The sequence below is a fragment of the Variovorax sp. WDL1 genome, assembly GCF_001541225.1.
In the GTDB taxonomy this organism is placed as follows: domain Bacteria; phylum Pseudomonadota; class Gammaproteobacteria; order Burkholderiales; family Burkholderiaceae_C; genus Variovorax.
Genome location: NZ_LMTS01000025.1, coordinates 125,841 through 149,338 on the forward strand (window position 1 = coordinate 125,841; position 23,498 = coordinate 149,338).

General features: G+C 62.5%; 20 protein-coding genes and 1 pseudogene. 11 read left to right on the plus strand and 10 right to left on the minus strand.

Going from position 1 to position 23,498, the window contains the following annotated elements; genetic code table 11:
- Nucleotides 1–476: 476 nt before the first annotated feature.
- Nucleotides 477–1,295 (plus strand): tyrosine-type recombinase/integrase, encoded by an 819-nt coding sequence (locus APY03_RS02885; RefSeq protein ID WP_206605932.1) that lies wholly within the window; start codon nt 477–479, stop codon nt 1,293–1,295.
- 289 nt (nt 1,296–1,584) lie between these two features.
- On the opposite strand, the gene APY03_RS02890 is transcribed toward APY03_RS02885, so the two are convergent.
- From APY03_RS02890 to APY03_RS02900, 3 genes are read right to left on the minus strand one after another with little or no spacing between them, the layout of a single operon-like run.
- A complete protein-coding gene (locus APY03_RS02890; RefSeq protein ID WP_068673690.1) occupies nt 1,585–4,089 on the minus strand; it encodes a GIY-YIG nuclease family protein in 2,505 nt (834 codons plus the stop codon).
- Nucleotides 4,086–5,582, minus strand: coding sequence for an Eco57I restriction-modification methylase domain-containing protein (locus tag APY03_RS02895; protein ID WP_068673691.1), 1,497 nt, complete (start codon nt 5,580–5,582; stop codon nt 4,086–4,088). Before APY03_RS02895 ends, APY03_RS02890 begins: the two co-directional genes overlap by 4 nt.
- On the minus strand, nt 5,575–6,399 hold the full coding sequence (locus APY03_RS02900; protein ID WP_068673694.1) for a hypothetical protein: 825 nt from the start codon (nt 6,397–6,399) through the stop codon (nt 5,575–5,577). Before APY03_RS02900 ends, APY03_RS02895 begins: the two co-directional genes overlap by 8 nt.
- 704 nt (nt 6,400–7,103) lie before the next feature.
- On the opposite strand from APY03_RS02900, the gene APY03_RS02905 reads away from it, so the two are divergent.
- The 3 genes from APY03_RS02905 to APY03_RS02915 all read left to right on the plus strand — a co-directional run bounded on the left by APY03_RS02905 (nt 7,104) and on the right by APY03_RS02915 (nt 10,104).
- Nucleotides 7,104–7,550 (plus strand): hypothetical protein, encoded by a 447-nt coding sequence (locus APY03_RS02905; RefSeq protein WP_068673696.1) that lies wholly within the window; start codon nt 7,104–7,106, stop codon nt 7,548–7,550.
- A gap of 441 nt (nt 7,551–7,991) precedes the next feature.
- On the plus strand, nt 7,992–9,077 hold the full coding sequence (locus tag APY03_RS02910) for a hypothetical protein (protein ID WP_232324140.1): 1,086 nt from the start codon (nt 7,992–7,994) through the stop codon (nt 9,075–9,077).
- Between the two features lie 271 nt (nt 9,078–9,348).
- The gene (locus APY03_RS02915; protein ID WP_068673701.1) at nt 9,349–10,104 is read left to right on the plus strand and encodes a hypothetical protein; all 756 of its coding nucleotides are present in this window, start codon (nt 9,349–9,351) and stop codon (nt 10,102–10,104) included.
- On the opposite strand, the gene APY03_RS02920 is transcribed toward APY03_RS02915, so the two are convergent.
- Nucleotides 10,101–10,892: a competence protein CoiA gene (locus APY03_RS02920; RefSeq protein ID WP_068673703.1), complete on the minus strand. Its 792-nt coding sequence runs from the start codon at nt 10,890–10,892 to the stop codon at nt 10,101–10,103. The two genes, APY03_RS02915 and APY03_RS02920, sit on opposite strands and share 4 nt — an antisense overlap.
- 84 nt (nt 10,893–10,976) lie before the next feature.
- Nucleotides 10,977–11,342, minus strand: coding sequence for a hypothetical protein (locus APY03_RS02925; RefSeq protein ID WP_068673704.1), 366 nt, complete (start codon nt 11,340–11,342; stop codon nt 10,977–10,979).
- A gap of 71 nt (nt 11,343–11,413) precedes the next feature.
- Here APY03_RS02925 and APY03_RS02930 point away from each other — a divergent pair, with 71 nt between their 5' ends.
- The gene (locus APY03_RS02930; RefSeq protein ID WP_068673706.1) at nt 11,414–11,764 is read left to right on the plus strand and encodes a hypothetical protein; all 351 of its coding nucleotides are present in this window, start codon (nt 11,414–11,416) and stop codon (nt 11,762–11,764) included.
- Between the two features lie 483 nt (nt 11,765–12,247).
- Entirely contained in the window at nt 12,248–12,448 is a 201-nt protein-coding gene (locus APY03_RS02935; protein ID WP_068673708.1) for a hypothetical protein, read from the plus strand.
- 944 nt (nt 12,449–13,392) lie between these two features.
- Here APY03_RS02935 and APY03_RS02945 read toward each other — a convergent pair.
- Both APY03_RS02945 and APY03_RS02950 read right to left on the minus strand, forming a co-directional pair.
- Nucleotides 13,393–14,028: a class I SAM-dependent methyltransferase gene (locus tag APY03_RS02945; protein ID WP_068673713.1), complete on the minus strand. Its 636-nt coding sequence runs from the start codon at nt 14,026–14,028 to the stop codon at nt 13,393–13,395.
- Between the two features lie 128 nt (nt 14,029–14,156).
- The gene (locus APY03_RS02950; protein WP_068673715.1) at nt 14,157–14,936 is read right to left on the minus strand and encodes a DNA/RNA non-specific endonuclease; all 780 of its coding nucleotides are present in this window, start codon (nt 14,934–14,936) and stop codon (nt 14,157–14,159) included.
- Between the two features lie 334 nt (nt 14,937–15,270).
- On the opposite strand from APY03_RS02950, the gene APY03_RS02955 reads away from it, so the two are divergent.
- The 3 genes from APY03_RS02955 to APY03_RS02965 all read left to right on the plus strand — a co-directional run bounded on the left by APY03_RS02955 (nt 15,271) and on the right by APY03_RS02965 (nt 18,078).
- Complete coding sequence (locus APY03_RS02955; RefSeq protein WP_232081411.1) at nt 15,271–17,118, plus strand: PAS domain-containing protein; 1,848 nt, start codon at nt 15,271–15,273, stop codon at nt 17,116–17,118.
- 145 nt (nt 17,119–17,263) lie between these two features.
- Nucleotides 17,264–17,623 carry a hypothetical protein gene (locus APY03_RS02960; protein WP_068673719.1) on the plus strand — a complete coding sequence of 120 codons (360 nt, stop codon included), beginning with the start codon at nt 17,264–17,266 and terminating at the stop codon, nt 17,621–17,623.
- Entirely contained in the window at nt 17,620–18,078 is a 459-nt protein-coding gene (locus tag APY03_RS02965; protein WP_068673721.1) for a hypothetical protein, read from the plus strand. The genes APY03_RS02960 and APY03_RS02965 overlap by 4 nt, the downstream gene beginning before the upstream one ends.
- Here APY03_RS02965 and APY03_RS02970 read toward each other — a convergent pair.
- Both APY03_RS02970 and APY03_RS02975 read right to left on the minus strand, forming a co-directional pair.
- Nucleotides 18,050–18,922: a hypothetical protein gene (locus APY03_RS02970; protein WP_068673723.1), complete on the minus strand. Its 873-nt coding sequence runs from the start codon at nt 18,920–18,922 to the stop codon at nt 18,050–18,052. The two genes, APY03_RS02965 and APY03_RS02970, sit on opposite strands and share 29 nt — an antisense overlap.
- Nucleotides 18,919–19,449, minus strand: coding sequence for a hypothetical protein (locus APY03_RS02975; protein ID WP_068673725.1), 531 nt, complete (start codon nt 19,447–19,449; stop codon nt 18,919–18,921). The genes APY03_RS02970 and APY03_RS02975 overlap by 4 nt, the downstream gene beginning before the upstream one ends.
- 144 nt (nt 19,450–19,593) lie before the next feature.
- Between APY03_RS02975 and ligA the strand changes: the two genes are divergently transcribed.
- Both ligA and APY03_RS02985 read left to right on the plus strand, forming a co-directional pair.
- Nucleotides 19,594–21,588: an NAD-dependent DNA ligase LigA gene (gene ligA / locus APY03_RS02980; RefSeq protein ID WP_068673727.1), complete on the plus strand. Its 1,995-nt coding sequence runs from the start codon at nt 19,594–19,596 to the stop codon at nt 21,586–21,588.
- 90 nt (nt 21,589–21,678) lie between these two features.
- Nucleotides 21,679–21,894, plus strand: a pseudogene (locus APY03_RS02985) (PAS domain S-box protein); the annotation flags it as partial.
- A 12-nt stretch (nt 21,895–21,906) separates the two neighbouring features.
- On the opposite strand, the gene APY03_RS02990 reads toward APY03_RS02985, so the two are convergent.
- On the minus strand, nt 21,907–23,364 hold the full coding sequence (locus APY03_RS02990; protein ID WP_146039467.1) for an RNA-guided endonuclease InsQ/TnpB family protein: 1,458 nt from the start codon (nt 23,362–23,364) through the stop codon (nt 21,907–21,909).
- Nucleotides 23,365–23,498 lie beyond the last annotated feature (134 nt).

Sequence of the window (23,498 nt, forward strand, 5' to 3'; positions counted from 1 at the left end):
AACCACTCGAAGTCCCACCTCCTGCTTCTGATAACCGGTATTATCAGAAGTGTTGGAAAACACGTTCTGGAGACCCCTTGACCGCCGAAACCGCCAAAAGCGCCCTCTCGATACGTCCGCTCGCCGAACTGCAACCTCCCGAGCATCTCCAGGGTCACGACGGGCTGAACCGTGCGCCCATCGACAACCTTCAAATCACAGCGCTCACGGACCGCGACGCGGTGATGTCGTTCCTAGCCGAGTACGACAAGTCGCCGGCGACGTACAGAACCTACCTGAAGGAATGCGAGCGGCTGATGCTGTGGAGCTGGCTCGAGTGCGAGAAGCCACTGTCGGCACTCACGCGCCAGGACTTCGAGGGTTACCTGAACTTCTTGGCGGACCCGCAACCGACCGCGACTTGGTGCGGGCCCAAAGCGCCTAGAGCGTCTGAGCGCTGGCGGCCATTCGTCGGTCCGTTGAGCGAGTCCGCAGTGATGACCGCGGTGGCGGCCATCAATTCGCTGATGCGCTACCTGGTCGACGCCGGCTACCTGACCGGCAACCCCTTGGGGTTGATTCGCCAGCGCCGGCACAAGCTCCGGAGCGAGCCAACAGCTTCGGAAGTGACGAAGCCCTGGCAGCCCGACGAAGGAGCCACGGTTGAGCGGTTCCTGGACGACGAGATGTGGCAATGCGTGACCAAGGCAATCGAGCAGATGCCAGACGAATCCGAGCGCCAGGCGGACGAGAAAGAACGGTTGCGCTTCGTTTGCGCGTTCCTGTACATGCTCGCGCCACGCATCAGCGAGCTCGAAACCATGCGGATGAACAGCTTCAGGGAGGTTCGTGGCCAATGGTGGTGGTTCGTCGTCGGCAAGGGACACAAGAAGGCAAAGCTGCCGGTTCCTGACGACATGATGGAAGCCCTTGTCCGCTACCGGAAGCACCGGAAGCTCTCGGCCGCGCCCTCCCCCAAGGACGATTCGCCCCTCCTAGTCTCAGTCAAGGACGGCAGTCCTATCACTGGGCGGCGTCTCAACCAGATTCTGAAAGAGCTCTTTTCCGATGCCGCCGAGCTCCTCCCGGCCGCATCCGAACACAAGCGAGAAAAGCTCCGGAAGGCTTCAGCGCACTGGGGCCGGCACACCGGCATCACGGCCAAGGTGAATGCCGGAATGGAAACACGGTACGTTCAGAAGGACGCACGCCACGCAGACGCCAGGACCACCTCCTTGTATGTCCACGAAGAGGAGGACCGCTGGCATGAGGAAGCGCAAAAGCAGCGACTGCCTTGGTCGGCCGCCTCCGGCTGAGGTCCACGACACCGCTACCTGGGCCCTGCAACGCTGTGCCTTCGCGCGCTGTGCTCCGACTACCCGCAACTAACAACCCGGCTCAGCTGGAGGGCTGCCAGCCGGCACGGGAAGCCGGCGATAGTCCGGTATGCGGGTCGTCTTGACCCAAGTCTCAAGCATCAAGCCACACGCAGCGCAGCTATAGCTGTCTGAGTCTTTCAACGGTAGCTTGACGGTACTGCGCTCGTACATCGCACCACACTCGCAAGTCACGATAGATTGGAAAATCCTGTCGAAGATGGCCACGTTAATCCCCTCTCACTAGCTCGATGGCCTCCGCGCGAGTAAGCGTCGTATCCCATCCGCCAACCGTGTCGCTCACCTTCGAATTGCCCGCGTACGAGAGGCTTCCTTCCTCGTAATTTTTGAACGCGAAGACAGCTGAATTGAGGTTGCCGCTGTGGAATACGTTCAGCTCACACAGCGACCGGAAGTTCTCGATGCTCAAGCCTGTCACCCGGGTGAATAGCCCCGGCTCAATGTTCTCGATGACGTCCTTCAACCCTGCCTCGCGCTCATCGGTCAGGTACATGAACACGGGGATACGGGTGATGAACTTCAAGAGGTTCTCTCGCAGCTCCTTACGCCAAGACTGGTTCTCCTTCTGTTCCTTCTCCTCCGCCTTGGTCAGCTTTTCGCCCTTGGCCTTCTTCGCCTTCAGAGCCTTTTCGGATGAGATGACCGCGTCGAGCTGCTTGTTCAGATTCCGGAAGGCTTCGATATTGGCGAGCGCCTCCAACAGATGCGGGGCGCCCTGCAGTGCCTTCAGGGCGTCCGCGTCGAGGTTGACCAGCTGGGCGCTCTGGAAGCGTCGCGCAAGCATGGTCGAGGCCGTACCGGCCACCACGATGTCCAGCAGCTGCCCAGCATCCAGCGGGTACATCTTGTAGCCGTCGTAGCAAAGCACCGGCAGGAACTGCACGAATTCGGCAATTTTGGCTTCGGGCGCCACGGTCTCGTGGATGTCCAACTGGCCGCTGTAGTCGGCGATGAGCCGAAGAGCACGGCTGGGTGCGAAGTCGAAGACGTAGCACTGTTGCTTGAGAATCTCAGCGCCACTAGGGTCCGTCGGGTCCTGGTTGCGGAGGACCCAAGGCGTCTGGACGCGGAAGGCCGCTTGGAAGTAGCTTTCCGGGCTCTCCAGACTGCGGAGCATGAAGATGCCCGACCAAGCGGGCACGGAGATACCCGTAGTCAACTTGCCGCACGACAAGGTGATGGTCTTCGTCTTGAGCGGGTTGCCCATGGCAGCCAAGACCGGAGCCAGCGCCGCGGCGCCCATCCCCGCCTTGTTACCCGCGGAGACAACCACCTTGTACTCGTGGAAGAAGCTGTGCTGAGGGGCCGCCAGGAGGTTGGCCATGGCGTCACAAGCTGCCACCGACGGCAGAAACCACAGGGTGTGATTCAGGTATCGCTGGAGTCGCGCATCCTCGAACGGCAGCGGCGGCCGCACTCCGTCCTTCATTGCGCCGACGGCCGAAGGCAGGTACTGGCCACGGATGAGGCTTAGCCACTGGCTCACCTGCTCCTGGTGCAGGAACTTGGCGTCCTTGCCCTCCCCCGCGGCTTTGAAGAACTCGTTCAGGTGGAACTCGTTGAGCTCCCCCTGCATCGCGATGCTTCGGATGGCCTCCGGCACTTGGTAGGTCATCATGATGAGCTGCGGCAGTGACAGGTACGGGTTCTTGCCGGCGTAGCCCGGCCAGGTCGCCTTTGCGCGCTGTTCGTCGGTGTAGGTCCAGTTGAAAATTTGGTCTTCGGTGAACTCCCCGTTCTGCAACGCACGGAACGGCGTGCCAGACAGGTAGAGGTAGCTCTTGACCGCCAGCGGGAAGGCCGTCTCGTCGACGTTGCCTTCCAGTTCAAGGTCTGTGGAGTCAGCGCGGTCGTCGATGTACAGCTCCTTGGCGCCGTCGCGCCAGCTGCCGTAGTGGTATTCATCGAGCACCACGCAGTCCCAATCGATGGCGTAGCAGGTCTGGAACTTCTGCTTGATGCTGCCGTCCGCGGCCTTTCCCAGGATATCCTGGAAGGACGCGAACCACACCAGGGGTGCGTCAGGGTGGATTTCCTTCGCTTCGTCGCCTTGTCCGATGAACTGCCAGCCGTCGAAGTCGACGTGCGAAGCCAAATCCTCCTTCCAGGCGTTCTGAACGGCGGGCTTGAAGGTCAGCACCAGAATGCGCTTCCAGCCCATGCGCTTGGCAAGCTGGTAGGTAGTAAACGTCTTGCCAAAGCGCATTTTGGCGTTCCACAAGAAGTGAGGCGCCTTGCCGGCAGCCTCCTCGGAGAGCCTGGTGAAGTAGTCGGCGGTCGCGGCCACGGCGGCCTCTTGCTCGGGGCGCAGGCCAAAGGTCTGGTGGCGGCCGAGTGCAAGCGACCGGCCTAGCTTGACCTCGGCGACCAGCGTCTCGAGCTCCTCGAGCGTGCATTCGAACCACTCGCCGTTGACGCGGCGCACCCCGCGCTCCACCAGCAAGCGGTGCAGCAGATGGTCCTTGAACACTGCTCCCTTGTCGTCGACCGCTTCGGACACGAAGACCAGCTCGAACGGCTGGGCGTCAGCCTTCTTCGTGGGGAACTGCTCCCAGATGCGGGTTAGGGCTTCCTTGCGCTCGGTGTAGCCGATTTTCAGCAGGCCCTTGCCTTGGCGAGCCCCCTCCCACTCGCGTTCCTTGTAGTGAGGCTCTGTATAGGCGTAGATTTGAGGGTGACCAAGTTCCCCAAAGAAGCGAGAGGTGTCGCTCATGCCATTTCCTTAATCAAGGATTCGATGTAGGCGATTTCAGCTAAAGTCAACCCATATCGGGCATACAGCTTGGCGTCGTCCCAGGGCTCGGTCATAGGCAACTGAGGCACAAAGGCGAATTTCTCTTTCGTAATGTTTTGCGTAACTGACAATAGAGAAACCAAGAATCGGAAAAACTTGGTCTTCATGTACCCCGTAAGGTTTTCAGCCTCTTCTTTGGTGTCAAATGAGCCGGCAACCAGGTACGTTTCTGTGCACACGTGACCCGGAGGAAGGACTTCTACTTTAGATAGGACTCGCCGAAGTCCGTTCTTGTCGGGCATTCCCGCATGGTCGTATGACACCTTGGAAGTAATGGCTTTCCACTTATCAACAATGTCGGCGTTCGTAGTGACTCTGTTTTTTTCGATAGGCCCCGAGCCCCCGCTCCACAGAAGGGTTAGGTCTCCGTGGGTGGAGGGCCGTACTGCGGAGTCTAAGCCAAACGGCTTTCGGCTAGACACAACGGCATTTAGCATTTTGTCGCTAGCGCCTCGGACCTTCTCGAGAATCGGCAACGCTCGACCATCGCGGACAAACGTATCAAACTCATTAAGGCGACGAGTCGCAGTTATCTCGCCTGAGTTGGCTTTCGTGGTGACTTCGCAAAGGCCGTCGTGACGAGCGTCCCACAGGAAATAGCAAACACCCCCGGCAATATCCACGCCGGGAAAGCAATCAGCGGAAGAAAAGTGGTCGACAATTGTCTTTACTCGAGAGTCCCCGAGCATTTTCTCTCGAAAGGACTCCAGCCCTTTGCCGTCGGTGAACCAGCGCGATGGGATAATCATAGACAGATAGCGGGGGTTCATGGAAATAGCCGAACCAATGAAATGTTGATAAATCGGTTTTGCGCTTGAACCATTGCCGCCTTCGCCATCTTTGAGCTGATAAGGAGGGTTGCCAATGATGACGTCAAATTTCATGGACGGGTCCAGGTCTTCGTGAATGAAAAGGTAAGCGTGAGATTCCAGGGATTCCAAGTGGCGTCCGGCTGCTTCCGGCGCGCCGCAGAGGACGCACGAGCCCGCCTTGAAGGCGTGCGAGATGTTCTGGTAGCGGATGTTTCCGTCCGCAGTAGGCAGCGAAACAACGGACTGCTTCGACGAAGCGTCCTTGGAGTAATACAACGTACGGCGCGAAATCTGAGCCGTCAGCTCCGTAATCGCAATGCCGTGCAGCATGTTCTTGAAAACGTGCTCGAGCCGGGCGGCTTCGTCCGGGATGGCGTCTTCCAGCCCTTTCATTAGGCGCTTGGCGGCCTCACGCAAGAACACGCCAGATTTGCAGCCAGGGTCCAGGAAGCGCAGTTCCGGATTCGTCCAAACCTCCGCCGGCAGCAGGTCCAACATCCTGTTGGCTACCGCGGGAGGTGTGAAAACCTCGTCGTTGCTGAGGTTGGCGATGCAGTCAAGAATGTCCGGCTTGTGCTGGCCCAGAAGGGAGTCATGCATTGCGAGCCCCCTTCACGAACTCGGTCAGAGTTCGTAGCGGCAACCCGCTGACCGGCTTGGGCTGGTCAGCTCCGACATCGGCAAGCAGGAAGTCTTCGAGGCGCACCTTTCCAGACAAGAAGGTCCACTTGCCCACAGTGAGGGGTTGGCCGGCTGAGTCCTGTTTAGCCAGGAAGTCGCCCTGCTGGAAGTTTCTTGCCAGGACCAGCTTCAGCATGTCTCGCAGAAGTGGGCTAATCGCGTCGGAGCGCTCGTGGGTCTTGCGGAGCCGCGCCATCTGGTCCGCAAAGCGGAATAGGCATGCCTCGTAGTCGGTGGCGAGCGGCAGAGCGTGCTCTGGGGTGACTGCTTCGATGTACGCCTGGGTGTGCAGGTCCGAGCCCGTGATGAAGCCTGGCAGCAGTAGGTCTTCGCCATACATGACGTAGGCGTACAGCCGTGCTTGCGTCTCTGCGATGTTGTTTGGGCAGATGTCGAAGCCGTAAATCGAAGCCACCGCCCGAATCGCCAGCAGAGCAACGTCTTCAGCCTTACCGCGCTTGGGAAACTGGGCTACGCGGCCTTTCTTGTCGGGCTCGAAGTAAGCGTGGGTAGCTGCGTCCGCCTGCAGCTTTCGGCGCAGAATCTCAATGAGGAAGTTGCCGTTTCCGCAGGCCGGCTCTAGGAAGGTCTGTTCGATAGAAACCTTCCCAGGAATGAGGTTCAGCATCGCGTTGACTTCGTCACTGCGCGTGTAAACCTCTGCCAAGTCGCGAACGCGTTTCTTGGACTTGATGAGCTGCTCGGGAGCTGCTCCATTTGTGATTTTTGATGCCAAATCTGCTCCAGGTCGGAGCAGCACCCGCAAATTGATACGAGATGTCCTCTACCGCTGGCGCGGCTCTTTGCGGAAATGGCCTGAGGGGGTGCTGCAAGTAGAAGCCCTGCAGTGGGTGGCAGGGCTGATACTCGGTATAGGGCTGGTGTTTATGCGTCCAGCGAAGCCAACTCGACGCCGGCCTCCTGCTGCTGGCGACGCGCCGGGCCTGAAAATCGGAGCCAGCAAGCAACAGGCGCTGGGGCGTTCAGCCTTGGCAAGCGGTCCAAATCCGGCATCCAACCGGATGAAATAAATCGCCACCCCTATATCGTCCACGCCCCACCGGGGCGAAGGACATCTTGGTGAACGCCTTTTCCTTCCACAAACTTCGCCTCCGACGGAAGCCCCTCGACCATCTGCTCAGCCACATTCCGGAACCCCACGCATACGGCGCGGAATACCGTCGAGGATGTGAGGCCCGGTTTCATGCTGCCGTGCAAGCCCTGCGGGTCCTAACCCAAAGTCGGGGAGCTCTAGGCCTACTGGGCAGCGCACTCGACCTAGGGTTAAACCTGAAGTCAGCGTATTTGGGAAGTGCGCTCGCAGAGGGCCTAAGGCTTGCGCGGCTCGATGGACAGTCCAAATCGGAAATGCTTGCCCTCTTCCGAGCGCCAATCACCATTCCCGCGGCGCCGAGACTGAGGAAACGAGAAGCCATCCGAATGCTCGACGAACTCGCCTCGACGTCGGACCGCAGAGTCGCGATTCAACGCACCCTCAGGCTAGGCCAAGTGCAGAACCCAGAAATGGACTTCGGGGACATGGCCATCCTCCAGAGCCTCTTTTCTGCCTTCGCGGTGCCCGACAGGCCTAGAGGAGCTACGGCCATAGTCGCAGGGGTTTGCGGGGCGTTGTTCGCCATCGCGGCGGCGCTGTATTACGGGGGTCTCGCGCTTGCTCATGTTGCGTTGGACCATTTTGGGCCAATCACAACGCCTGGCGGAGCCGCGCTTGCCGCCCTGTTCGGGGGAATCGTCCTCCAGCTGTTCAAACAAGCAACGCTTGGTGGCGCGCGCCGGGCTATCCAGCCTTGGCTGGGGCGCTCTGTCGTTCTCTTGAAGCTCTACCCGGGGCCCCAGCCCCGCCCGACTAAGGCAATGCCCGGGTAGGCTCAATTGCTGGGAAGAGGAATTCCCAGAAACGGCGCATGCAGCCGCCGGCCCATGACGTGCGCTCTCGCGATATGACAGTTCAGCCGTCACATGGCGAGCGCCGCGTCGTGATTCGGAGCCGGTTCCGCCGGCAAGTCGGAGGCCCTGTGCCCGTGCATGCCGCCTAGTGGCACATCGCGAACGTGACAATCTGCCTGCAAGCGCTCACCCGGAGGTTCGCCCTGGGCCAATCTTTTGGCTGGGCTCGCTCGCGACATGGGCTCAGCGCGGCATGTTCTGGTCGGTAGCCTCTCCACTCCTCCGCCAGCCGCAAGACTACGTCCGATTACGTAGAAGAAGTACAATTACGCAAGCACGACATAATTGACCATAATGTCACCACTTCAACCCCTTTGGCACTGCCCGCGACCAGACCTCGCTAAAGCCTACCTGGCCCAATTGGGGGCTGGCGTCGTCACGAGCACATCCATCTTTGCGCCCCGTCGTACGGGAAAGACCGTCTTCTTGCGTAAGGACTTGACGCCGGCCGCTCAGGCGGCGGGATACCGCGTCGCCTACGTCGACCTCTGGCAAACCACGGTCTCGCCGGCGCTCGCCATCGTGAGGGGTCTGGAGGAGGCCCACGAGCCCAAGAGCCTGCGCGAGCGCGCCGCTGCGAAGCTGCGCGAGCCTATCAAGAAGTTGAAGATGAAGGGCAGCGTTGGAGAGCTCAAGGGCGAGGCGGAGCTCGAGTTCGCCGATGCGAAGACGGCCACGGCCGAATTAGGGCTGCGCATTGACGAGCTCGTGGGGAAGCTGTCGTCGAAGCACCCGCTGCTGCTCTTGGTGGACGAAGCACAAGAACTCGCCCGCACCGAGGCGAATGAAGACGTGGCCAAGAGCTTGCGTACCGCACTGACGAAGCACCGAGACTGCGTGCGAGTTGTTTACACGGGCTCCTCCCGGTCACGCCTGTCGCACATGTTCTCCGACCCCCAAGCGCCGCTGTACGCCCCGGGACTCGGCATCATCGACTTCCCCCTACTGGGCCGGGACCTAGTGGAGTTTGCGGCTGCCAAATTCATCGCGGCGACAGGTGGCACGCGGGTGTTGGACATCGAAGCGGGCGTCGCAGTGCTCGACAGGATGCAGCACCGTCCCGAGCCCTTCTTGACCGCGGTGATGCACCTGCTGGCCACGCCGGAGCTGACGCTCGAGCAAGCTGCAGAAAATGTTGTCAAAGCGGCTGCCGGGCAGGATGACTACGAGGGCACCTGGCGCAGGCTCACCGAGCTTCAGCGCGAAGTGCTCAAGCTGAGCCTGGCCCCCGATTTCAAGCCATTCGCGCGTGCCACCGCACACGCAATCGCGGCGAAGCTGGGGCTCAAGCAGCTGCCGCTATCGACTTTGCAGTCAGTCATGCGCGCCTTGGATGACAGCAACCTGCTCTCAAAATCGCCACGCGGACCCTACGAGTTTGACGACCACCTTTTCAAGCGATGGCTGGAGACGCGGGCAGACGACGCCCCTGTCAAGAAGCGCTAGGGCAGAGTTCCGAGGGCTTGCACGTGGCAGGGAGTCCAGGTTCCGCGAGGAGGTCCAGAACGCCATCTGTCGCCTTTCTGTCGACAGCTGTTGCCGCCCTGTGCCCGCCGATGTGCCGCTCCGCGGTACGGCGCCTCGGTGGCACGCTCCTCCCCAGCCCTGGAATGCGCGCCACAAATCACGTCAGCAAGCATTGACGGGGACCTAGCTTGCGCTCGACACTTTGCGACGTCTGCCCTGCCTTCGAGTCCTGCGTGACAAGGAGAACCCCATGAGAACAGCCACCCTCCTCTTGCCCCTCTGCGCGCTTGGGGCAAGTGCTTCCGTATTCGCCGAGGCGACCGAATACGCGGTGCGCTGGGACCCGGACAAAGGGGGGCCCCAGTCGGCTGCAGATGCGGCGACCAAGCTGGAAATCGATGATGACAAACCGAAGAAGTTCGAGGTGCGCTACCTGACCGTCAAGCAGCCGCCCGGGCTGCCGGGCCCGGGCTTCGAGGTCATTGCTCGAGAGCGCACCGACAAGAAGGGACCAGAGGCCATGTACAAGCTGCGCGGACCTAACACCCCCACGGCGAGGCAGACGCTACCGAACTGGCAATGCCCCCTGCAAGGTACGCAGGATGCGAAGGTGGAAGTCGACGTCGCATGGGTCCTGGAGGACGAAACGAAGCCCCATCTTCCGCCCGTCATCCGCGAAGCGATTTCTTACAGCTGCTCGGTCGCGGCGCCCGCAAGCGCAGCCTATCCAAGGTCCTTCAACATGGTGCCGAAGCCGTGCTCCAACCTCGTGAGCCGGCTCAAGGAGGACGTGTCAAAGAAAGTTGCTTGGAAGGTCGAAGAGTGGACTCTGCCTACAAAGAGCCGAATGGTCGAGCTCTCGTATGCTGTCGACGCCGGAAGCGACGAGCACAGGGCCGCTTTCCAGAAGAAGGTGGATGCCCTGCTTAAGGCAGGCGCTATTCCTTTGCCGAGCTCCAAGACCACGATGGGTGGCACCTGTCCGCGGAAGGCGCGGCGCGCCTAGCGGCGAACCGTAAGCTTAGCCAGTCCTCCCCGAGGAAACGACATCCCACCTACACGCAGTTCAACGGAGCGCCAGCTGCGCTCCAGCTGCAGGCACTCCAAAGGTAAATAGGCTTCGCAAAACAGGTCTGCATACCTCCGTGAGGATTTTTCATAGCCGCCAGCGGACCGTTGGGCGCCTCCGCGCTCCGTCCACTCGCTCACGGGCACAGACGTTCTATAAGCACGTAGCTTTCCGCAGAGCACTCCCCCGAGCAGGGGGTTGAACATGGGCACCTGCCCGAAGCTGAAAACCTCAATCCACCGCTCGAAAGGCCGCGGCGAATACCGCATCGGTATCGGAATATCGCTCGGCCGCAGAAAGCAACGGTAGTCGATGTCCACCAGGCTGACCCAAGCCACGTGCAGACCCATGTCGACGTACCCGCGCGTGCGCCGCTCAATTTCCTTCGGGTCGATGGGCGTGTGCTGGAGTTCTACGACGAAGCGCTCTCCATCCCGTTCCGCGTACACATCGGCGCGCTGCGCGCCCAGTGGGACCTCTGGCTCCGCGTCGTAGCCCGAGTTTCTCAGGGCGTCCGCCATCGCCTGCTTGGCTTGCAGATGAGCTTGCGACTCTCCGACCGTCCAGGCGCACGCAATGGTCGAGCGGTGTGCGAAATGAGCGACGCGGACCGTGCCCTGGCGAAGAATCAACGTTTCCTGGCAATTTGGGCACAGGAACGGCGCCTGGCTCTTCGAGGCCTTGGCGGCTTGTAGTCGGGACCCCTGCACCGTTGCAACCAACATCCTGGGCGCCTCCCGGTGAGCCGGATTCTAGGCGGCCTGAGACGGCGGCGTGCCGCATCCAGCACGGGCCGGCCGCGCGACGCGCTAAAGGTCAGGCGTCGGATAGAAGAACTCGGTTTTCGAAGTGTTGTGACGTGAGGGATGCAGACTGCCGGCAATCTCGGCGAGCATGGCGGCCGCAGCCCGGTTGGCGGCACGCGCGTCGTCGATGTCGTCCATCCGCACGCCCAGCTCGGTCGTCCACGCGTTGCGCTTGGCGTCGAAGTCCCCCAGGCGGCGGGTTTCGAGACATGCGGTTCCGCTCGGGAACAGCCGCAGCTCCTGCACTTCCCACACGTCCGCAGAGTCATGGAACATCTGGATTGCAGGGCTTCCGAACTTGTGCAGGCTCCGGGCCTTGATGGAATCGCGGTTGGTGACAATCGCGCAGGTCAGCTGGGTAGGTTGCATGGTTTTAAGTATGAACGCTTCGCCCGCGAGACTTCCTATACGTGGCAGTTTTCACCACAAAGGACATCTCAATGGGCTACGACTTCGAAGGATACAAGCGCCTCACCCATCGGTTCCGCCAAGGCTGGGCCTCCGAGGACGAACATGAGCACGTGGGTCGGTTTCGCGTCCTGAATGTGCGCCACCAGGCGCCATCGGACCATGAGGCCGAGTACGGGTCCGGCGGCCAAAGCTTCATCACCGTACGTGCCCCTCGTGCCGTCTCCGCGGACATCGTTGCGCAGGTTCTGCGCGACAACTTCGCTACTGGCTGCCGCTGCGAGCACGACTGCTGTGGGCACACGTCGAGCTACCCGGGCACACCCGTCCGGGTTAAGCAGCGTCGCTGGGTTGTTCCTGTACAGCTGCGTCAGAACATCTAATTCAAAGGAGCTCCAACTGTGCTGGAGCTCCTTTTTTCTCATTTGGCGGGGAAGAGGACCAGCCCGCGGGTAATCGGAGGGTCGGGGCGGCCAAGGCGACGCTCAGGAGCGCCGGCTTGGCACCTTTCCTGGCTTCCGCGTTTGTGACCGGACGGCTACCCAGCGGCTACCCAACCTCGGGTCGACAGCTGCATACACCTCCGCGAACACGTAGACCGCATCACGGTTGCATGCGCAGGGCACGGCGGCGCCTCCGCACTCGCAGCCGCTGTCGCTTACGAGCGCTGATGGCCGGTCAGGGTGGTCTTCGCAGACCCATCCGCTATCAAGACAGGTTACGCAGTTCACCTGGGCGAGCTCTCTCGGCGGTTCCGCCTTCATGGCTAAAGGATACTGCCATACTGCTCTGGCGTCAGAACGCAGCGGCTAAGGAAGGCGGCGGGGTGGCAGGACGAATCCACCCACATCCGCTACGATGACAGCATGAACAAAGCCGCCGTTCCACTGCCGACCAACGACGAAGAGTTCCAGGCGCTGGCTAGGGAGGTCAGCTACCTGCAAATGCAAAAGCAGGCGCAGCTCGTCAAGAATCCGCCCATCGACGCGCGCTGGTGGTTCCCCTGGGCCGTCACCGCTATTGGCGCCTCGGTTGGCGCACTGGCTGTGATGCTGCTGAAGCCGTGACCAGGGCCGGTGGCACGACCCCGGCCGGCTACGTCGGGGGCTCATCGCTCGACGCTACGGCTAGAGCTCAGCGCCGGCGCGCCCAACCACCCGCCCGAGTACCTGCACGTTCGCGCTCTCTGCCAGGTTGATGACATCCTTTGCTTCGATAGGCGAGACCAACAGCACAACGGAGTCACCTTTGCATTGTGCTTTTCGCACTGTGAGCTGACCAGCTCTCCACAGGCAGTAGAGCTTCCCCTCCTCCGGGGCCGTATCTCGATAGTTCAGGGCGAAGGCCTCCCCGGGCATCAGGTACGGAGACATTGACCCGTCCGGCATCTCGGCGAAGACAAGGCTGCCGGCGCTGCCGCCAGTTGACGGGCTACGCAACGCTCCAAACTCCCTTCGTTCGCCGCTCAGGTCGGGACAAACCTCGAGCTTTGTGCCGCCGCTGAAGGTCGTCTTGAGTGCAATCGGAGGGATGCTGAGCGATGGGCTCTGGCTGGAAGCAGCTGGGGCCTCCGTAGTGGTTGGCGAAGCTTCGCTGTCGAAGTCGAACGCTGTTGCTTGTTTCTGGGGTCGCGGGAAGCCTCGCCCCTCTCCCAAGCGCACCCAGCTATGGCTTACGAGGTGGTCTGGAAGGAGTGAGAGAACGGGCTCAAAGTACTCACTTTGCGCACTGCCGCGACGGAGCGCCGCTAAAAGGCTCTGGGCCTCCCGGAGACCAGCACGCCGCGCAAGTGCCGCGCGATTGCGGACGCCTAACGCGTCGAGCGCAAAGTCCAAGCGACCTCCAAACGTTGCAAGCTTCTGTTCTGGTGACTTTGAATCTCCGGCGCTCATCGGTTCGTTCGTGAAGGTTATCGAACCGCTGATGGTAGCAATATAGGTGACAACAGTGCAACTAAAGTAATTGCATCCGGCTACGATTGTTTAATTGTCGCCGCGACAAAGCGTCGCGATTATAAGTACGGCTTGCGTGCACACATCGTGAGCCACACCGTACCGTCTGCCGCCAGATAGCTGTCCGCAGCGAAGCTCTCGAACTGGCCGAGACCCGCCCGGGCGACCACGCGAGCGAACTTTTCAGTCGTCGTGTAGTTGAAGAATCTGCCGTCACTGGCGACGGACGTGCCCTCTCCCCGCTCCATCACCGCGCAGAGCACACCGCCAGGCCTCAAGCTGCGCGCGAGGCGCTGCAGCGCATCCACCTGGGCCGAGTCATCGAGGTGGAGCAGGCTGCCGGATGCCCAGACACCGTCAAATGCGCCCTGCCAGACGACCTCGTCGAAGCGCAGGTGCAGGACCTCCTGGCCACAAGTCGCGCTGGCGAGCTCCGCCATCTCCTTGCAACCGTCGAATGCCACGACCTCCAGGCCAAGCCGGCGGAACTCCAATGCGTCCCGCGCGCTACCGCACCCTGCGTCGAGCACAGTGCTGCCTGCGATGCCGTTGGGAAGTCTTTGCACGAAGAACCCCCGTTCGCGGGACATGTCGACCCCGGCAGTGCGCTGTGCATAAACACCGGCAGTAGCGGCGTAGGCGTCCAGGGTGCGGTTGACAGGCTGACGGGCGAGACGTCCGTTGAAGAGGTTCATTTGAGACACAGAAGAGTTGCGGGAGCGTGTGCCTCGTACAGGCACGGGCGTTTAAACAGCGGCCGCGCGGGATTCGCCAGTCAAGAAAAAGCCCCGGGTAAATCCCCGGGGCTTGTAAAAGCACGTTCTTAGCTGGAAGGTCGAACGCCTGGCAGGAAGTCGATGCCGGTGCGCCTGACAAGCTCCTCGTAGGAGATTGGCCGGCCGGCACGCGCGGTGTCGGTGTTCTCCAGCCAATGTGCCCATGCCCGGTTAGACGTCTGGTCATAAACTAGCTTGTATAGGTGGCTCGGAACCCAAACCTGCCCCGTCGCTAACGTCCGAACAGGGCCGGCGAAGACGGGCCCGGTGAAGACGAATACATCACCGGTCGCGCGCATGGCGTACTTCCGCGTCGCGGATTCGATGTCCTTCCAAGTCCTGCGATTGTTCTGCGGCGCCTGCGGCATCATGTTCGCTAAGCTGAAACTTTGAGCCATCGCTCGGGCGTTGGGCATGTCCCCTGCCGCAATCACGTGCCCGCGGTCGACCTTAACTCGGACCTGCTTGGTCGAGTCGTCCGGGTCCTGGACGAGTAACCCTGCCTTGTAGTCCTCCAGCGCGGCCCGCTCCGCTCGAGGCAAGCGCGCCTCTTCGTAGAACCGGTCTGTTCGCTCCTCGCCTTTGGCGTCGAGCAGCAGGCTACGGTTCAGCCTCTCCGCGCCATAGAGCGGGGTCTTGGACTGCCCGGAGTGCAGGATTGCGAATGAATCGAAGCAGAGCTCCCGTCGCAACTCGGGCGCGCGGGAGACGACTGGCACCTTGCCGCCGACAAAGAACTGCGGGCAAGCCGCAAAGCCTGGCTGCGCCGCACCGGTGGACGCCAGCGCGGTGGCCAGCAGGCCGCCCAGTAGTACGTTCCTCCACATATTTACCTCCTTGGTTGTGTCCAGGAGGTGTAGGGAGCAAGGTTTTGACGCGTGCCTAAGGCGCCTTCAAGAAATTGCGATACGCAGCGCGCGGACTTCAAGACTGCTGCGGGATGCCGATAACCCGCTTACGCAGGACACGCATTGCTGAGTTTTGAGCCGTCTTCCCCCTCCCTTCCGGCAGAGCCTTACTGCTCGCCTCACGACCGTATGCACGGTTGTCGCGGCATCATTGGTCGCCGCCTTGCTCTTTGTTCAGTACCAGGGCTCCCGTGTCGCCCTTCGCGCCTCAGTGGAGAGGCACCACGCGCGGCTCACTGAGCGCACTGCTGCCGTGTTCGAAGACCGCCTGCAAGCGCTAAGCGAGCTTGCAGACGGCGTTGCAGCGTCGCTCGACGAGGCAGCCCTGCGTGACAAGCCCCGGCTTCAACAGCGGCTTGCGCAACTGACCTTGGTTGCCCCGCACGCATTCAGGACGCTGAGCGTCACGGATTTGAACGGATACCCACTCGCATGGGTGCCAGCGACCACCGGACCACAGGCCGACGCTTCAGTGGCCGACCGGAGCTACTTCAGCGGCGTCCTCGCCACACAATCGCGAGTCATCGTGGGTCCGGTGCTCAGTCGGTCCCTTCGCACGCACGTCACGATTTTCTCTTCGCCCATTTACGGAGCAGAAGGCAAGGTGGTCGGCGTGGTCGTGGGGTCTATCGAGAATATCGCGCTTGCCGCCACCGCCGGCCTTGGCGACTTCGCAGGTGGCCCTGCGTCCCTGGTGACCGTCGCCTCCGAGGAGGGAACCATCATTGCCCAACGGAACGCCGACCGGATGGGGGAATCCGTGCGCACGCTGGGCCCGATGGCAAAGCTCTTTACGGAAGCTGAGGCCCCAAGCGGTCTCGTTTACGGCATGAATGCGGATGGCGTGCCGAGCCTAATGTACGTAACCACCATCTCGGGCCCGTCCAGCCCCTGGCGACTGGTCATGGAGGCCCCGGTGTCTAAAATCTTCACTGACGAAGCTGAGCTTAGATGGCACTTCTTGGTCGTGCTTTCCGTGGGGACCGCACTTCTCCCCCTGCTTTGGCTCACCATCCGCGCGGTGCTGCAGCCGTTGCGCGTTCTCCACCGCCAGGTGGCGGCGGTGAGCCTTGGCAATACTGTCCCAGCCATGGACACGTCCGGACTGCACACCTCTGATGAGCTGGAACTCGCGGAGGCGGTGCGCACCATCTCGCGCGCGAGTACAAAAAGTCTCTCCGTCGAGGAGGCGGAGACCACGCGCTTGCGAACAGCCCTGCACAACGTCGACGCCGGCGTCCTCGTCGTCGACTGCGAATCTCGAATCACTACCATCAACCAGGTGGCGGCGAGGCTGCTGGGCTGGCGAGTTTCCGACGCGCTGAACCGGCCCTTGGACCAGGTCTACCAACCGCGGCTACGGGCTTCGGGGGAAACCATGCCGAGCCTGCATCCTGCGCTGCTGAGCGCCAAGACTGCGCTAAGACGAGTCAACACTTTGGAGGCGGTGAGCCGTGACGGCAAGGCGGTACCCCTCTCGGAAGCGTCTGTCCCAGTTTTCCTTGCGGACGGAAGCACGGCCGGCGCCGTCATCGTCATCCGAGGTCCAAGCGCGGCCGAGGTGCCCGCCGTGGCAGGGGTGCACCTCAGAGACGAAACCACGGGGCTGCGGCGGCACTGCGAGTTGCAGTCCGTTCTCACAAAGCTCTTCAACGCCAATGGGCCCGCCGACGGGCACCACGCCGTCATCACCATGGACATGGCAGGTTGCGGGGACCAGGGCCCGAACCTTGGGCAGCTGAGAAATGCGGGCAAGGCGGTTCGCGAGACCCTTCGCATGGGCGACAGGGGGTTCCGCTGGACGGAGGCGAGCCTCCTCCTCGTTCTCAAGAACTGCGACCTGCCGGAGGCCGCTTTCCTCGCGGAGGACGTTTTGGGGAAGCTGCGCGCGTCGGACGCCCAAACCGCTCCGCAGGTCAGCGTCGGGGTCCTCGCCTTCGGCCCCGGCCCGGCCACATGGACCGAGGTCGTGCAGGCAGCCACGCGGGTGACTGACGCGGCCAGAAGGCAACCGGGGGCGGTGTATATCGCTCCGGAATCCAACGGGGCCGGCATGCTCGACGCCCTGGGCGACCTCTTCGGCCAGGCGCCGGCGGCTTAGGACGAAATACGGAGGAGACCGCATCAGGCGGGCCCCTCCGTCAAATTCCGCTCATCACTTCGGAGTTTTGCGACCTAGTCGCTTGCTATGGTATAGGCGCTATGCTAAATCTGCCCCATCGCCGCTGCTAATGAATCGATACTGGTTGACCGTAAAGTGGTTCTGGTGGTATACTTTAAGCATGACAAACATCAAAGCTGCAGCCCCCGGCCTCGCCGCCCTCACGCCGGAAGAAGTTCGCGTCGAGCTTGGCCGCTATGGGATGATGCTTGATGCTGCGGACAGCCGCCGGCTCGTGCTGTCGCCCCGCCTCTATCGCGAAGCCGCCGTACGTGCCAAGACCATGATTCAGAGCCAGCTCGAAAGCTTTGAATGCATGGCGGTCTGCTCCGAATACCCGTCCTTGACCGAACTGCACAATGGGTTGCTCTTCGAGCGCCAGGTCCAGCTCGGGATGGTCAGCGTCCCTGTCAACGTCAACTGGCTCCAGGAAGCCCGCTCGTGAGCCTCGGCACGCTCAGCCGGAGCGCCTACCAGGCGGTCGCCCTGGCCTTTGCTGGGCGCTTTCAGCAGCTGCACCACGCAGCCCGCGCTGACGACGCCAAGGCGGTCCTTCTCGCTGCGGCCACTTTCGCCGTTGACCGCACGGTGCCGGACCCTGAGCTGACCCTGCGCGCGCGGTTCCGTACGACCGAGGACCCTGTCCGGTTCCTTATCGAGCAGCGCGACATCGTCTTCCCGGTGCCAACGACTGAATGGCGCGCGCGCCCGCCTCTTTTGCGCAAGTCCTCGCTAAGCTCAATGCTGGACGCCATGGACACCCTGCTCAAAGGCGGTTCGCTCCCCGAGCAGCGAGCGTCCCACGTGCACGCCTGGCTTGCCCCGTTTCTGGCAGTAGCCCCGGAGCTTGCGCCCGACCTCGACGCGCTCCTCAACGTACCTGCTCGCCGTAGAGCGTGACGCTCAGTGCGCTCATGCCTCCCGTTGGCAGGCCTTCCAGTTCTTGCCGGAACTCGAGGCGGACTCGCCCGGGCGTCGAAGGCAACTGAGCCGACGACTGAAACCGCACGGCGACCGAGCAGCTTTCGCCGGGCAGGAGCACCGCGCAGCTGCTATCACCAAGGCTGAAGCCCGGCGTAGCCGCCGCGCCGGCGATGGCCAGCGATTGCATTGGCAGCCGGTTGGTCACGGTGAGAGTCCAGGGAGCGCTCAGCTGCCCTGCCCGCGCCTGGAGCACGGCAGCCACTTGTGCATGCCCTGGCAGCACCGCCGCCGGCTCCTCATCCTGAAGCGTCCCAGTCACTTCCAGCCCAGCGTCCATCGCGGTGGGCGTAGGAACCAGCCTCCGGTCCAAGGGCACTATGGCCGAGGCGCCCACGGGATATGCCGCGGGTGCAACCCATTGCGCAGCCCCCGTGCACCCGCCGTCTGCGGGGGTCAAGTGGGCGCCCTGGGCGCCTCGAACGAAGTCAATCCAGTCCTGCGTGCTGTTTAGGGTGGCTGTCAGGCAGAGCTTCGACTGGTCCTCGTCTACCGCCGAGAGCCCCCATGAAACCTTGTGGCCACGGGGCATGAATCCATACGCAGGGAAAAGGTCTGCGGCAGAAGCGGCCGCGGGCAACTGGTCGTACGTACCAGGACTGAAGACGGCGGCGCGTCGATAGAACGCGTTTTTCACGTCTTTGGCTGCGCGCGCGACCTCCGCGCCGACAGACGTTGCGCTCAACATCGGTTCGGCGGCCAGGCAAGGCGCAGCGAACGCGACGGCAAGGACTGCGACGGTGGTGCGCAGGCGGCGGTTCATCGATTCACGCCAGGGGTATACGCCACGTAGAAGGTCACCGCGCGAGCCGGCGCAGCGTTCCAATTGGAGGGGGCCGCCTGTGTGACCGTCGCACCGCAACTCGTGTTCACGAACGCCTGGTCGCGCGAGAAGGCGCTCACGCCGCGGTAGAGGCCTCGCCCGACTCCCTGAAGCCCGGCCCGGGTGGGGGCCAGGCAGAAATAGTTCAGGTTTGCGTACCGGCTGCCATCGTCACCGTGCTGGCCGTAGGTCCACACGTAGCCTGCGGGGGCAGCAGGCGCAAAGCGCAGCAAGGGCAGGAACTGCGCGGAAAAGCCGCCATCACTGGCCGCAAGGACGGCGGGCGGCACGCCGCCGGCTGCGCGGGTCGCCGCGTCATAGGCTTCCTCAAGCTGCGGAAGAGCGGTGCGCACCTGCTGCTCCACGTCACGTGCAGCCCCCCGCCAGGCCGGCAGGTAGTTGATTGAGACCATCACAAGCGCGGATGCGAGTGCGATGGCCATGACGGTCAGGATGAGTTGAAACATTGGCTGCAATTGCGGGAGCTTTGTCCGTCTAGCCAGGACGTTTAAACTAAAACTTAGTCCAGACACCCCCGGTATCTAAACCACCAGTGCTAGAACCCTTTTACATGCAATCTGTTATAATCACACATTGGACACAAGGACAACATGACCATCCACGAGCAACACAGCAACCTGAAGGCAACGGTCGCCAGCCATGGCCACCGCTACTACGTGATGGACGCGGCCGTCATCTCCGATGCGGAGTACGACGCACTGTTTCGCGAGCTCCAGGCGCTGGAGGCAAGGCATCCCGAACTTGACCGGACCGACTCTCCCACTCAACGCGTCGGCGGCGCGCCACTGGCTGCGTTCTCTGACGTGCGGCACCTGCGACCGATGCTCTCCATCGACAACGCGATGGACGGGCAGGAAGCTGCGGCCTTCGTCGCATCCGTTGCCGCACAGCTTGGCATCCCGGAGAGCGAGGTGGAGTTCTGCGCCGAACTGAAGTACGACGGCGCATCCTGCGCGCTGGTCTACGAGTTCGGGGTCCTCAAGTTGGCCGCATCCCGCGGCGATGGCGAGACCGGCGAGAACGTGACGGCCCAGGTTCGGACCATCCGAAACGTGCCGCTGCGCATCAGCAACACGGCACCGCGCGTGGAAGTGCGCGGCGAGGTCGTCATCACCAAGGAAGACTTCGCCCGCATCAACGCGGCCCAGGACGCCAAGGGCGACAAGCGCTTCGCCAATCCTCGAAATGCATCGGCCGGCGGCCTGCGCAACCTGGACCCCAAGGTCACGGCTTCGCGCCGGTTGACCTTCCTTGCGTACAGCTTTGGCGAATGCCAGGGCTACCTGCCAGCCGGCACCCAGTTCGAGCAGCTCAAGACGCTCGTCGCCGAAGGCTTTGAAATCAGCGACACGGTCAAGGTCGTCAAGGGGGTCAACGGCGTGCAAGCTCACTTCGAGCAAATACAGAAGGAGCGCGCCGGACTTCCCTTCGAAATCGACGGCGTCGTCTTCAAGGTCAACGCTTCTCGCTACCAGGACCAGCTTGGCTGGAACTCGCGCACCCCTCGCTGGGCCATCGCGTTCAAGTTCCCGCCCGAGGAAGCCACTACCAAATGCATCGGCATCGACGTCCAGGTGGGGCGCACCGGCAAGCTCACTCCCGTCGCCAAGCTCGCCCCCGTCTATGTCGGTGGCGTGACGGTGACCAGCGCGACGTTGCACAACGAAGACGAGGCGCGCCGCAAGGATGTGCGCGTGGGCGACACCGTGGTGGTACGCCGCGCTGGCGATGTCATCCCGGAAATCGTGCGCCCCGTGCTTGAACTGCGCGCGGGCACCGAAGCCTCGTACACGGCGCCAGCCACCTGCCCTGTTTGCGGCTCCGCCGTGCACAAGGAAGAGGACAGCGCCGACCACCGCTGCACCGGCGGATTGAACTGCCCTGCGCAACGGCTGTTTGCCATCACGCACTTCGCGTCGCGCCTTGCGCTCGACATCCGAGGCATGGCGGAGGGCACCGTTGAGAAGATGCTTCAAGCGAAGCTCCTCGAGCGGCCCAGTGGCCTCTTCCATCTGCGCGTGGAGGATATCCAGACGCTGCCAGGCATGGGCCTTACGTCTGCCACCAACCTGGTCGACGCAGTCATCGAGGTCAAGCAGCCCGAGCTGAATCGGTTCATCTATGCCCTGGGCATCCCGGGCGTGGGCGAGGCGACCGCCAAGGACCTGGCCAAGCGCTTCAAGTCGTTCGCTGCGTTCCGCAATGCGGACCTCGATGCGCTGCTACAGGTGTCGGACGTGGGTGAGACCACTGCGAGCAACGTGCTGGCGTTCTTCGCGAACCCGGACAACGCCGCCGAAGTGGACCGCCTGCTGTTCTTCGTGGGACCCAAGGATGTCGAAAGCGGCGTCGCGAATCCCGCCATTGTGGACAAGACCTTCGTCATCACCGGCACCCTGTCCAAGCCCCGCGAGACGTTCAAGGCGCTGATTGAAGGCGCAGGCGGCAAGGTGGCTGGCTCGGTCTCCAAGAAGACCCACTACCTGCTTGCAGGCGAAGAGGCTGGCACCAAGCTGGCCAAGGCCCAGGAACTCAACGTGTCCGTCCTGGACGAAGCCGCCTTCGAGGCACTTCTCGCCGGATAGAGCCACTCCATTTCATTCCAGACCGCTCCCACACAGGGGGCGGTCTTTTTTAGGCCCGGCGTTCGCTGGCCACCCGAAAACAGACAAACCATGAAGCGCAATCTCCCTGTTACCCATCGCGAATATCAACTCGGCAGCGAGACCCTTGTCTCGATGACCGACCTGAACAGCATCATCACCTACGTGAATCCTGCGTTCGTTGAGGCGAGCGGCTACAGTGAGGATGAGCTCGTCGGTCAGCCGCACAACGTCGTTCGCCACCCCGACATGCCCTCCGAAGCTTTCCGAGATATGTGGGCCACCGTGAATCTCCCGCGACTAAACGCCTGACGGCGCTGTAGTCGTGGCACCTTCCTGCTTCCTCGGGCACTGCGCGATGTCGGCTTTCGCTTCGTCGCGACTTACACCACCCTCCACAGGCACATCGGGCGATTCCAGCCCTGCGTTTGTTGCGCGCCGTCGATAGGCGACACGCTTCCTGGCCTTCACGACGACCTTTTGGTCGCGCACCATCCCGATACCTCGGCCCGCAATGATGCGGGCGGCGTTCGTATCGGCGTGCGCTTCGAGTCCGCAGCGTTGACAGGCAAACCGCTGTGCGTCGCGGTTGCCTGGGTGAGTGTGCCCGCACCGGGAACACTCTTGGGATGAATAGGCCGCAGGCACCTGCAGCACGAGAACGTTGCGCCGGGCCGCCTTGTAGCCCAGCTGCTCGGCAATGCGCCCCCAGGCGCTCGAGAGGATGGCCCGGTTCAAACCCGCCTTGCTCGCGGCGCCGTTGCGAAGCCACCGCCCGGTCTCGTCCTGCCGGGCCTTGGGCCGAGCCGTCATGTTTCCCACCTTCAGCGCCTCGAGCACCAGCAGTTGCGGCACGCCGGCGTCGTTCGCTTTGGATTCGAGCAGGTCATGGCTGGTCTGGTGGCTGAAGTCCCGCAGAACCTCGCGCTTGTAGGCGAGCTTGCGCGCCAGGCGGTCTCGAGTCTTGCGGCTGTTGGCGCTGCCCTTCTCCTGACGGGCGAGCCGGCGCTGGTGGCGCTTCGCGCCGACAGCTTTTCGGGCGATGCGCGCCTTCTGCACGGCGCTCAGGGCGTAGAACCGTCCGTCGGAGGTCGCGAGACAGTTGTCCGCGACATTGCGGTCGAGGCCGAGCGTGCGCGTTTCGAGCGCGGGGCCGTCGAGCAGGTCGAGCTCGTAGGCGAGCTCTTCCTCATTGCGCGCCACAAAGCCCTTCGGCGCGGCGTGCTCGTAGCTGAAGCTGACAAACCACTGTCCACCGGTGCAGCGCAGCGTCAGCGACTTGGGCACTTCATATGGACGGTGCGCCGTGAACGGGAGGCTGCCGAACCCGAACTTGTCGTTGCCGAGGACGAGCTCGTGGCGCAGGTCGCCTTGAGGCTCATCGAGCTCCCTGAACTCGAAGAGCTCACTGGAGACGCGCACGCTGTCGAAGTTGAGGCGGTTGCGCCGGCGCGGCGCCCGGGCCAACCCTTTGAGCTGGCGCTGCTTGCCCTCGAACCAGCGCTCGGCGCCGATGCGCAGGACCTGCGAGGGAACTTCACCGAGCCAGGGCGTCGTCTCGCCCCGGAACTGCGCGTACGCGCGGTCCAGCGGCGTGGCCGCCTCGGCCGCGGTCCTGCCGCGCGCCAGCATCGAGAGGCGCATGCCGGCGAAGTAGCGGTCTTCGTCGACCTTTGCGTTATAGATGAACCGCTGGTGTCCGACCCATTGGCGCAGGCGCTGCGCCATGGCTGCGTCGGGGCGTGCGCGAAACCGCACGCCGGACTGCAGTAGAACGGGGGAAGGAGCGACAGGCACGGGCACGAGTCGACAGTATGTTAGGCGAGAACTGTCGTTCAGACCAACATTGCCGACAGGTCGTAGGTAACGGCTTGCGGCGGTAGCCAGCCGCT

What these genes read in the sequence shown, in the direction of transcription:
- APY03_RS02885 (WP_206605932.1), top strand. Translation starts at nt 477, where the DNA reads ATGACCGCGGTGGCGGCCATCAATTCGCTGATGCGCTACCTGGTCGAC.
- APY03_RS02890 (WP_068673690.1), bottom strand. Translation starts at nt 4,089, where the DNA reads ATGAGCGACACCTCTCGCTTCTTTGGGGAACTTGGTCACCCTCAAATC.
- APY03_RS02895 (WP_068673691.1), bottom strand. Translation starts at nt 5,582, where the DNA reads ATGCATGACTCCCTTCTGGGCCAGCACAAGCCGGACATTCTTGACTGC.
- APY03_RS02905 (WP_068673696.1), top strand. Translation starts at nt 7,104, where the DNA reads ATGCTCGACGAACTCGCCTCGACGTCGGACCGCAGAGTCGCGATTCAA.
- APY03_RS02915 (WP_068673701.1), top strand. Translation starts at nt 9,349, where the DNA reads ATGAGAACAGCCACCCTCCTCTTGCCCCTCTGCGCGCTTGGGGCAAGT.
- APY03_RS02920 (WP_068673703.1), bottom strand. Translation starts at nt 10,892, where the DNA reads ATGTTGGTTGCAACGGTGCAGGGGTCCCGACTACAAGCCGCCAAGGCC.
- APY03_RS02925 (WP_068673704.1), bottom strand. Translation starts at nt 11,342, where the DNA reads ATGCAACCTACCCAGCTGACCTGCGCGATTGTCACCAACCGCGATTCC.
- APY03_RS02930 (WP_068673706.1), top strand. Translation starts at nt 11,414, where the DNA reads ATGGGCTACGACTTCGAAGGATACAAGCGCCTCACCCATCGGTTCCGC.
- APY03_RS02935 (WP_068673708.1), top strand. Translation starts at nt 12,248, where the DNA reads ATGAACAAAGCCGCCGTTCCACTGCCGACCAACGACGAAGAGTTCCAG.
- APY03_RS02945 (WP_068673713.1), bottom strand. Translation starts at nt 14,028, where the DNA reads ATGAACCTCTTCAACGGACGTCTCGCCCGTCAGCCTGTCAACCGCACC.
- APY03_RS02950 (WP_068673715.1), bottom strand. Translation starts at nt 14,936, where the DNA reads ATGTGGAGGAACGTACTACTGGGCGGCCTGCTGGCCACCGCGCTGGCG.
- APY03_RS02970 (WP_068673723.1), bottom strand. Translation starts at nt 18,922, where the DNA reads ATGAACCGCCGCCTGCGCACCACCGTCGCAGTCCTTGCCGTCGCGTTC.
- APY03_RS02975 (WP_068673725.1), bottom strand. Translation starts at nt 19,449, where the DNA reads ATGTTTCAACTCATCCTGACCGTCATGGCCATCGCACTCGCATCCGCG.
- ligA (WP_068673727.1), top strand. Translation starts at nt 19,594, where the DNA reads ATGACCATCCACGAGCAACACAGCAACCTGAAGGCAACGGTCGCCAGC.